General features: G+C 54.6%; 7 protein-coding genes. 3 read left to right on the top strand and 4 right to left on the bottom strand.

Annotation, left to right across the window (positions count from 1 at the left end; genetic code table 11):
- Nucleotides 1–226: 226 nt before the first annotated feature.
- Together OKC43_RS00800 and OKC43_RS00795 are read right to left on the bottom strand one after the other, a co-directional pair.
- The gene (locus OKC43_RS00800; RefSeq protein ID WP_164979952.1) at nt 227–661 is read right to left on the bottom strand and encodes a YcgN family cysteine cluster protein; all 435 of its coding nucleotides are present in this window, start codon (nt 659–661) and stop codon (nt 227–229) included.
- Between the two features lie 412 nt (nt 662–1,073).
- Nucleotides 1,074–1,559 (bottom strand): cell division inhibitor, encoded by a 486-nt coding sequence (locus tag OKC43_RS00795; RefSeq protein WP_005333614.1) that lies wholly within the window; start codon nt 1,557–1,559, stop codon nt 1,074–1,076.
- 230 nt (nt 1,560–1,789) lie between these two features.
- Here OKC43_RS00795 and OKC43_RS00790 point away from each other — a divergent pair, with 230 nt between their 5' ends.
- Together OKC43_RS00790 and OKC43_RS00785 are read left to right on the top strand one after the other, a co-directional pair.
- Entirely contained in the window at nt 1,790–1,987 is a 198-nt protein-coding gene (locus OKC43_RS00790; RefSeq protein WP_005333612.1) for a DUF4250 domain-containing protein, read from the top strand.
- Nucleotides 1,988–2,362: 375 nt separating this feature from the next.
- Complete coding sequence (locus tag OKC43_RS00785) at nt 2,363–4,837, top strand: glycogen/starch/alpha-glucan phosphorylase (protein ID WP_129503901.1); 2,475 nt, start codon at nt 2,363–2,365, stop codon at nt 4,835–4,837.
- A gap of 63 nt (nt 4,838–4,900) precedes the next feature.
- On the opposite strand, the gene OKC43_RS00780 is transcribed toward OKC43_RS00785, so the two are convergent.
- Entirely contained in the window at nt 4,901–6,283 is a 1,383-nt protein-coding gene (locus OKC43_RS00780) for an SLC13 family permease (protein WP_005333606.1), read from the bottom strand.
- Between the two features lie 161 nt (nt 6,284–6,444).
- A complete protein-coding gene (trxC, locus tag OKC43_RS00775; protein ID WP_123172917.1) occupies nt 6,445–6,879 on the bottom strand; it encodes a thioredoxin TrxC in 435 nt (144 codons plus the stop codon).
- 187 nt (nt 6,880–7,066) lie between these two features.
- Here trxC and OKC43_RS00770 point away from each other — a divergent pair, with 187 nt between their 5' ends.
- Entirely contained in the window at nt 7,067–9,871 is a 2,805-nt protein-coding gene (locus tag OKC43_RS00770; protein ID WP_129503902.1) for a hybrid sensor histidine kinase/response regulator, read from the top strand.
- The last annotated feature ends 27 nt before the right edge of the window (nt 9,872–9,898 follow it).

Here is a 9,898-nt window from a genome sequence, read left to right as displayed (position 1 = left end):
CTCTGCCTCTGCCTCTGCCTCTGCCTCTGCCTCTGCCTCTGCCTCTGCCTCTGCCTCTGCCTCTGCCTCTGCCTCTGCCTCTGCCTCTATCTCTCTCAATGCGCAGCTGGGAGGGGGTCTGGTTTAGCCAGCCAGATATGTGTGAAGCTACAAACCCTGCTTACAGAAACAACAAGGGCTGCACATTGTGCAGCCCTTGCCTCTGGAGAATAGCGGGTTGAGCGTGTCAGCTGGCCCAGGTGATGATGTGATCGATCCATTCACCCGCCTGATCCTCGTGAATGACTTTGCCACGGACGGATTGACCAGCCTGATGCATAGCGGAACGACTGCCGGTCAGCAGAGGATGCCACTCTGGAAGAGCGTCACCTTCAGACAGCAGGCGATATGCGCAGGTTGAGGGGAGCCAGTCATATTCGGCGATCTTGTCATGGGTGATCTGCAGACAGTCAGGCTCTTTTTTGAAACGATTGGCGTAATCAGAGCACTGACAGGTCTTGGTGTTAAGCAAATTGCAGGCGACATTGGTGAAAACCAGTTCGTCGGTATCTTCATCGATCAGCTTGTTGAGGCAGCATTTTCCGCAACCATCGCAGAGGGATTCCCATTCGGATTCAGTCATCTGCTGCAGACTCTTGGTCTGCCAAAAGGGGGTTTGCATCATACCGCTCACTTATTACACCTGATAAAACGCGTGGTTATACCCCTTGTTACCCGGTATTTCAAGGAGAGGGTCACTCCGGTGGGCAAATTGTCGTGATCAGCTCAAATGAATGCAATGACTTTTAGCCTCATCATATTACTCAAACGGGTTCGCTGGTGGGCAGGAAGTCCCGCAGGTTTGAATACTTGGGCTGCATGATTGTCCAGTTCAGGTTTTATTTTCTGCTTCTTTATCCGTTACATCTTTTGATGTTTGTCTGCTTGCAGCAAGCAGGGTCAAATGATCTCCGATGCCTACCGTCAGGCTGTTGCACGCTTGTCTTTCAAATAAAGCCGCTGGTCACATATTGTTTGCGCCCTTCTGTCACTGCGACCCGCGGGAGAGCCTGCGTAGGCGTTCGTTTTTTGTCTTAATGATTGAGATAGATATCTTGCTCTGCATAGGCCAGCAGAGGTGTGCCGAGGTTAGTCCGTTTCGCGCCAAAGAAGCGGGTGAGTACGCCAGATTGCTGTCCCAGTCGCTGCAGCTTGACGTGATCCAGCTCGATCTGCTCGGGTAGCCAGGTAAATACGGCGGCGCAGTGACCATTGCCCAGACTGCGCTCCAGGGTTTGCTGCCAGTTCTTGATTTTGGGGCTATGTACCACCAGCACTCTCTTGGGATCGATACCTCGCTCTTCCAGACGGCTGACTGTGGGGCGTCCCGGCGGGGCGATCAACAAGATCCAGCCGGTATGAGCCTCCCCAAGCTTTGTCAGCTCGCTCAGAAACTGATCATCAGACTGGATAGTCACACCATAATGAGCCAACTCCGCTTTGCAGGCGGTTCTGGTTGGCCAGGGCTTGCTCATGACACGATTCATCGCAAAGGGCAGTGAGTGCAGGGGCTGGTTCATATATGGGCTTCCTGTATGAATATCCAAGCTGTATGTGCATACAGTAGTTCTATCCTGTGGCAGTGACAAGGTGTTTTTGCTGAAAAATGTGATGGTGTTGGCATGTGTCGTTAGTAAGGTTATGTTTTTAAACACTATTTAATATAAAGCTGGTTGGGTGTTTTTCGTACTATGGACAAACCTTGCGTAACCGCCCATGGTTATACAGGTCATTTACAGGAGGTGCCGCCATGGATATCAGTACCTTGCAACGTCTTGATGCCAACATCTTGCTGGGCATCATCAATGAGAAGCTAAGGCTTGAGTGTGACGGGTTGGAGGAGCTGCTGGCCTATTACGATATGAGTGAAGAGCAGTTGGCAGGACGTCTGGATCAGATTGGGTACCATTACGATCCATTGAGTAATCAGTTCAAGGCACATCTTTAAGGGTGCAATGATTGCTTCATATTTATACGGTAATTTTTCAGGCACATTGAAACCGGTTTCAATGTGCCGTCTTGCTGCCTATTTTCAGGGATTTTCAAGGCTTGGCAATCTCTGAAAACCTATTCATGCCAGAATATTTTTATTGTTTCATTAAGTTTATGATAATAAAGGGAATGTTTGTTTTTGTGCGATCAATTTAAGGAAAGGGTTTTCAAGCTTTTCAGGCTGTTTTTATCGGTTAAAGTGTGACTTGCGTTAACTTTTAATTCTGCCGCTTTAGTTAGTATTCTCACGCCGGTACATATTTTGAGATAACAACAGCGCCGGTCCCGCAAGCGGGATAACAATTTTATTTGTAACGAAGGAATATGGTTTATGGCTACCAAGAAGAAGACAGACCAGGATCTCCAACTGGATAAAGATCAGCTCAAGGCGAGTATCGTGCGTCACCTGCGTTCTACCTTGGGAACAAGCGAACAGAAAGCCTCTCCCGAAGCGTGGTGGAAAGCCACTGCTGCGGCTGTCAATGAACAGGTGTACGAGCGCCTGACCCGCACTCAGCAGACTCATTTCAAGAAAGATACTCGTGCGATTCACTATCTCTCTGCTGAATTCCTGATGGGACGATTGACTTCTAACAACCTGCACAACCTCTCCCTCTACAAGACTTGCGAAGAGGCGCTGGGCGAACTCGGTCTGGAACTGACCGACCTGTGCGAACAAGAGCCGGACATGGCACTTGGCAACGGCGGCCTGGGTCGTCTGGCTGCCTGCTTTATCGACTCGCTGGCCACTCTGAACTATCCGGCGGTTGGTTACGGTATCCACTACGAACACGGTCTGTTCCGTCAGGAAATCCAGGATGGCCGCCAGATCGAGCGTCCGGACTCCTGGCGTGAATATGGCAACCCCTGGGAGATCTGCCGCCCCGAGTCGGTGCAAGAAGTGCCGCTCTATGGCTACGTCGAGACCGTGTTTGGTGACAATGGCGGCCTGAAGAAGGTATGGCACGCCGGTCGCAAGATTAAAGGGGTGCCTTGGGATATTCCGGTGGTCGGTTTTGGCGGTCACACCGTCAACATCCTGCGTTTGTGGGAATCCCGCGCCTCCGAGTTTTTCGACTGGGACGTGTTCAACGCCGGTGGTTACATTGACTCCCAGGCTGAGAAAGCCCAGGCCGAGACCATCTCCAAGGTGCTGTATCCGAACGATGAGACCGATGCAGGTAAAGAGCTGCGTCTGATCCAGCAGTACTTCTTCTGTGCTTGCTCCATCAAGGACATCATGCGCCGCTACAAGCGGGTCCATGGCAGTGACTTCAGCAACTTTGCCGCGCAAATTGCCATTCAGCTCAACGATACTCACCCGACTGTCGCCATCCCGGAACTGATGCGGGTGCTGGTTGACGAGGAAGATCTGAACTGGGATGCCGCTTGGGCTATCTGCTATCAGGTATTCTCTTACACCAACCACACTCTGCTGCCGGAAGCGCTGGAGAAGTGGTCGGTCAGCCTGTTCGAGAAAGTACTGCCTCGCCATCTGGAGGTGATTTACGAGATCAACGCCCGCTTCCTGAACGAGTTGGTGGAGCCCAAGTGGCCGGGCAACGATGCCATCAAGGCCAAGCTCTCCATCATCGAAGAGGGAGATGTGCGCAAGGTTCGCATGGGCAACCTGTGCGTGATCGGTTCGTCCAAAGTGAACGGTGTGGCCGAGATCCACTCCAAGCTGGTGAAGGAAGATCTCTTCCCCGAGTATGCCGAGCTGTGGCCGGAAAAAATGTGCAACGTGACCAACGGGGTGACCCCGCGTCGCTGGCTGCTGGCGTGCAACCCGGAACTGGCTGGCCTCTACAACGAAGTAGTGGGCAAGGAGTGGCCGCTGCAACTGGACAAACTGCGTGGCGTGGTGAAGTTTGCCGACGACAAGGCGTTCCAGCAGCAGTTCATGACCATCAAGCGTCACAACAAAGAGAAGCTGGTCAAGGTCATAAAAGACGAAACCGGTATCGATGTCAGTGCCGAGGCGATCTTTGACGTTCAGATCAAGCGTCTGCACGAGTACAAGCGCCAGCAGCTGAACCTCATTCACATCATGGCACTCTATCGTCGTCTGCTGGCCAACCCGGACTATGACATGCACCCACGCGTGTTTATCTTCGGCTCCAAAGCGGCGCCCGGTTACAAGCTGGCCAAAGACATCATCTATGCCATCAACAAGCTGGCGGATCGGGTCAATAACGATGCTCGTATCCAGGGCAAGCTGAAAGTGGTGTTCATGCCGAACTATCGCGTGAGTCTGGCCGAGAAGCTGATCCCGGCGGCAGATGTCTCCGAGCAGATTTCCACTGCAGGTTACGAAGCATCCGGTACCGGCAACATGAAGATGGCACTCAACGGTGCAATCACCATCGGGACGCTGGATGGAGCCAACATCGAGATCGCTGAAGAGGCGGGTGCCGAAAACTGTGCCATCTTCGGTCTGAACGTGGACGAAGTGAAGTCGCTGAAGGCGCGCGGTTACAACCCGTACGACTTCTACTATGCCAACTCCGAGCTCAAAGCCGTGCTGGACTGGTTTGATACCGACTACTTCACGCCTGGTCGTCCGGGTGAGCTGGCCTCCATCAAGCGCTCCTTGCTGGAAGGGGGAGACCCTTACCTGACCCTGGCGGACTTCCAGTCCTACTCGGATGCACACAAGCTGATCGATACCTGGTATCGGGATCCGGCACTGTGGGCGAAGAAGGCCATCATCAACTCGGCCACCATGGGCAAGTTCAACTCCGACCGCTCTATTCAGGACTATGTGGATCGGATCTGGGATCTGAAGGCCTGCAGCATCGGCTAATCGGATTCATAAATGAGAAAACCCCCGCAATGCGGGGGTTTTTGTTTATTGGGGGGAGTTGGATCAGAGGATATCGCCAACGAAGTAGGCCAGCAGGGCGAGCAGCACGGTAAAGACCACGTTCAGAGCCATACCGGCTTTCATCATCTCCCTTTGGCGGATGTGGCCACTGGCGAAGACGATGGCATTTGGCGGCGTGGCGACTGGCAGCATAAAGGCACAGGAGGCACCGATAGCGATTAACACAGACATCACCACAGGTGATACACCAAGCGCCTCGGCGACACCGGCAAACAGGGGAACCAACAGTGCGGCGGTGGCGGTGTTGGAGACCAGTTCGGTCAGGAATACCACGAAGGCGGCCAGCATAAGCAACACGACAAAAATGTTAGCGTTGGAGAGCACGGCCGACAGATGGCTGGCCAGGAAGGCACTGGTACCGGTGGCCTTGAGAATGGCGCTCAGGGTCAGACCGCCGCCAAACAGCATCAGCACGCCCCAGTCGGTGTTCTGGTTGACGTCATCCCAGCTGGCGACACGGCTAACCACGATGGCTACGATGGCGCCCATGGCAATCAGGGTATCGAGTTGCGGAATACCGCCAAAGGCGTTGGAGATGGGTTGTGAGCCGATCCAGAGCACAACTGTGGTCAGGAAGATTGCCAGCGTCACTTTACGCTCGCGGGTCCAGTTGATGGTGACATCCTGGATCTCGACGCGGTGGCTGAGACGCGGGCGGGTTACCAGATAGAGCAGGGCAATGCCGCAGGGCATCAGGATCAGCACTACTGGAACACCGAATTTCATCCAGTCAGTGAAGCCAATCCCCATCTGGGCGGCTGCGATGGCGTTGGGTGGGCTACCCACCAGGGTACCGATGCCGCCGATACTGGCGCTGTAGGCGATCCCCAGCAATACGAAGACGAAGGTGGCGCGCTCTTTTTTGCTATCGAGGCGTGCCAGCATACCGATCGCCAGTGGCAGCATCATGGCGGTGGTAGCGGTGTTGCTGATCCACATCGACATGGCGGCTGTGATGGTAAAGAGCAGGATGACGCCCCAACCCAGATGACCATTGGCCAGGTGCATCACCTTGCCTGCCATCAGGGTATCCAGTCCCTGTTTGGAGAGGGCTGCCGCGAGGGCGAAACCGCCAAAAAAGAGGAACAGGATCGGGTTGGCAAAATCGGTGAGGGATTTGCTCATGTCAAACACCCCGAGCACGGTAGCCAGCAGGGGTACCAGCAGCGCGGTGATGGTGACGTGCAGTGCTTCGGTCAGCCAGAGGATGGCGATAAAGACCAGAATGCCCAGCCCCTTGTTGACCATGGGGTCAAACGGGAGCCAGGCGAGCATGGCACAAAGTAGCAAAACATCCAGGATGACGATCCCTGATTTGATGTCCAGCCAGCGAGATGGAGCAGAGGGTACAGCTGATGTGTGCATAATGTTCTCTCGGTTAATTTATGGTTGTTTTTGTGTTGCCGAGATTACATCCATTCACTTGTTTGAAACAGACTCACATGTTGAAAATCAGCCTCTACTCACATACTCATTGATAAAAATGAGGAAATGAACACATAAATAAAACATGTGCGAAATATAAATCAAACATCCATGAACTGTTCCAGCCACTGCTTGAACATGTTCTTGGGCAAGGATCCATTTATCTGGTTCACCAGTTTGCCCTGTTTGAAGACCATCAGGGTGGGGATGCTGCGAATGGCGTAACGGGCGGCAATGGTGCTCTGTTGCTCGGTATCGACTTTGGCAAAGCGCATCCGTGGTTCGAGTTCATGGGCAACCTCATGAAATACCGGAGCAAACTGCTGGCAGGGGCCGCACCAGCTGGCCCAGAAATCGACCACGACCGGGATATCTGAGTTGATCAGGGTATCGAAGTTATCCGCCTTCCCGAGGCAAGGGGTCTGGCTGAACAGGAGGGCTTTGCAGCGCCCGCATTTGGCAGATGTATCGATATGGGTAACGGGCAGGCGGTTCCTGGTAAAGCAGTGGCTACAATAAGTAGTGATAAATGACATAATTGGTTCCTTCTAAATCAGCTCTGGCCGGGGATATGATGAGAAGCCAGAATGAAGCAATCGCGAAACAATAGCGAAATATCAGAGCAATAACGGTAACACAGTGCCCAGCGGGAGTGGATAATTCCCCCAGGGTTCATTGCCTGACCGGATAATTCAGCGACCACCAGATGAGAGTCGAGACGGGATGAATAAAGGATCACGGAAAAACCGTGCTGTGCCAGGGCTGATCGTTGCCTTGCTGCTCGCCTTTTCGGGCTACTGCTGGCAGTCGCTCAGTCAGCAGCAACAGGCCCACGACCTGAACGACGCGGCCGAGGTGGTACTGAACCGGATCAACGCCGATACCGTCTATCTGCTTGGGCGGGAGCAGGCCAATGACAGCAATGTCCAGCAGCGCCTGAACCAGTTATCCATCACCCTTGACGGTTTTGTACGGGAAGTCAGAAGCGATCCCGAGCTGGTGCAAGACGATCTCTCCCAGGCACTGCTTGAGGACATGGACACCTATCTGATGGCGCTGGCCAGGCTTCATGCCATTGAGATGGCTATCGAGTATCTCAATGCGCCCCTGCAGGCCCAGATTCAAAAGGTGCGGGGGATAAGCCCGTCAGACAGTGCGCTTCATCGCGACCTGGAGGAGCTGGCGCAACTGAGCAACTATCTGCAGCGCAGTTGGGACAAACGTGAACAGACTACGCTGGATCTGCTGCAACAGCAGTTGCAATCCCGTTATGGCAACTTGCCGGAGATCGCGACCCTGATCCGCCTGAGCAAGGAGATGAGCCAGCAGGTGATGGCCTATCACACCTTGCGTTACCAGCTCATCGACATGCATGTGATCGAGAGTTTGGTGCGCTGGAAACTCGACAAGCTGGAGCGCGCCTCCTCTTTGATGAATCGCTTTTATCTGATGGTGCTGTGCGGAGCTTTGATCTGCTTTGCGCTGGTGGCCTTCACCCTGTGGCGCCGTAACCAGAAGCTGAGCGAACTGTCGCGCCAGACCGGCTTGCTGGCCCAGGCCAAAAGCGATTTTCTGGCCAACATGAGCCACGAGATCCGCACCCCCATGAATGCCATCATAGGTTTTAGCTCGCTGGCACTGCAGACTGAACTGGATCAACAACAGCGGGACTATCTGGGCAAGATCAAATCCTCATCCGATACCCTGCTGCTGCTGATCAACGACATCCTTGATTTGACCAAGGTGGAGTCCGGCAAGCTGACGTTGGAGGAGATCGACTTCGATCTCAGCGAGCAGCTCGATTCGCTGGCGGGCATGTTTGCCGATCTGGCGGAGCGCAAGCACGTGGAGGTGGTTATTCGCAAGTCACCGGAGGTACCGGTCTTCTTGCGTGGAGATCCCCTACGATTGGGGCAAGTACTGGTCAATCTGGTGAACAACGCCATCAAGTTTACCGAACGCGGTGAAGTCGAAGTCTGCATCGAGCTGGCCAATCCTCACCCAATGCGGATCCGCTTCAGTGTGCGCGATACCGGCATCGGCATTGCCGAAGAGAAGCAGACCCAACTGTTTCAGGCGTTTACCCAGCTGGAGGCGGGCAATACCCGCAAATATGGCGGCTCGGGTCTTGGGCTCAACATCTCCCAGCGGCTGGTGGAGCTGATGGGGGGGCGGATCACCGTAGAGAGCAAGCCTGGCGTCGGCTCTCTGTTCAAGTTCGATATCCCGATGGCGCAGGCGGTCTACGGCGTGGCTGGACGGAAAGTATTCTTCGAGAACCAGCCGCTGGTGATGGTGATGGATGACAACGAACTGGTGCTGGATCTGGCCCGGGACATTCTGACTCGGGCTGGTGTGCGGGTGCTGCCGGTCAACTCCCTTTCCCGTGCCCGTCAACTGCTCCGTGAAGAGGGACCGAATCTGCGGTTGGCGATCCTCGACTGGCGCATGGGTCAGGAGGATGGGCTCGATCTGGCGCTGGAGATGTATCAGCACAGCCAGTGGCGGCGGATCCCCATCCTGATGATCAGCGCCTGGGCCAGAGAGGGGCTACACGCTAGGATGGACAGCATGGGGTTGACCCATTTTCTGCCCAAACCGATGACCGAAAATGCCCTGCTGGCCAAGGTGGACGAGCTGCTTAACGGCAGCTCCTACGAACTCAACCTGCGCAAGGCAGAGGCACAGGGGGATCAGCAACACTTCAAATCCCTGTTGCAGGGTACCCGAGTGCTGTTGGCGGAAGATAACCGGGTCAATCAGCAGCTCATCATCGAGTATCTGCGGCGCGTCGATGCGGTAGTGTGTGTGGTCAGCAATGGTCGGGAGGCGGTGGAGCGGGTCGCCGAGCAGCCTTTTGACGTGATCCTGATGGATTTGCAGATGCCGGTGCTGGACGGACTCGATGCCACCCGCCAGATCCGCAAGATGGTCGACAAACACGATGTGCCCATCATTGCCCTCACCGCCAGTGCAATGCCCGGTGACAAGGAGCGTTGCCTGGGGGTGGGGATGAATGGCTATGTCACCAAGCCGGTGAGCAAGCTGGATCTCTACAACAACCTGCTGCAGTGGGTAAAGCCGCAAGGGGTGGAGCAGGCGGGGATCATGGAGGTGAAACCGCCGGATATGATCGGGATCCTCGATCTGCAGGATGCCCTCAAGCGGCTGGAGCAGGACAAGGAGGCGTTGCAGATCCTGTTCAAGCTGTTCATGTCGGAGCACAAGGACGATCTGTGGGAGATCCGCTCCGCCCTGCGCCGTCAGCAGCCCGAGGTGGCCAGCAAGCTGCTGCACACCCTCAAGGGGGTGTCTGCCAATATCTCGGCGGCCCGTCTGCAATTGGTGGCTGGCGAGCTGGAGTGGCGCTTGCGGCAAAACGAGGTGCTAAGCGAGACGGATCTGGAGCAGTTGCAACAGGTGTTCAGCCAGACCCGGGAAGAGGTGTCACACTTCCTGTTGACCGGTGAGCAGCATGAAAATTCGTATAATCCCTATTCATCAGGGGATGATCGCATGTCACAGTGAATTAAATAGTAATTATTCTCAACCATC

Origin of the sequence: Aeromonas sp. Y289-2 (assembly GCF_027705925.1) — a bacterium.
Classification (GTDB): domain Bacteria; phylum Pseudomonadota; class Gammaproteobacteria; order Enterobacterales; family Aeromonadaceae; genus Aeromonas; species Aeromonas veronii.
This window is presented reverse-complemented; position numbering and strand designations above follow the sequence as displayed.

What these genes read in the sequence shown, in the direction of transcription:
- OKC43_RS00800 (WP_164979952.1), bottom strand. Translation starts at nt 661, where the DNA reads ATGCAAACCCCCTTTTGGCAGACCAAGAGTCTGCAGCAGATGACTGAA.
- OKC43_RS00795 (WP_005333614.1), bottom strand. Translation starts at nt 1,559, where the DNA reads ATGAACCAGCCCCTGCACTCACTGCCCTTTGCGATGAATCGTGTCATG.
- OKC43_RS00790 (WP_005333612.1), top strand. Translation starts at nt 1,790, where the DNA reads ATGGATATCAGTACCTTGCAACGTCTTGATGCCAACATCTTGCTGGGC.
- OKC43_RS00785 (WP_129503901.1), top strand. Translation starts at nt 2,363, where the DNA reads ATGGCTACCAAGAAGAAGACAGACCAGGATCTCCAACTGGATAAAGAT.
- OKC43_RS00780 (WP_005333606.1), bottom strand. Translation starts at nt 6,283, where the DNA reads ATGCACACATCAGCTGTACCCTCTGCTCCATCTCGCTGGCTGGACATC.
- trxC (WP_123172917.1), bottom strand. Translation starts at nt 6,879, where the DNA reads ATGTCATTTATCACTACTTATTGTAGCCACTGCTTTACCAGGAACCGC.
- OKC43_RS00770 (WP_129503902.1), top strand. Translation starts at nt 7,067, where the DNA reads ATGAATAAAGGATCACGGAAAAACCGTGCTGTGCCAGGGCTGATCGTT.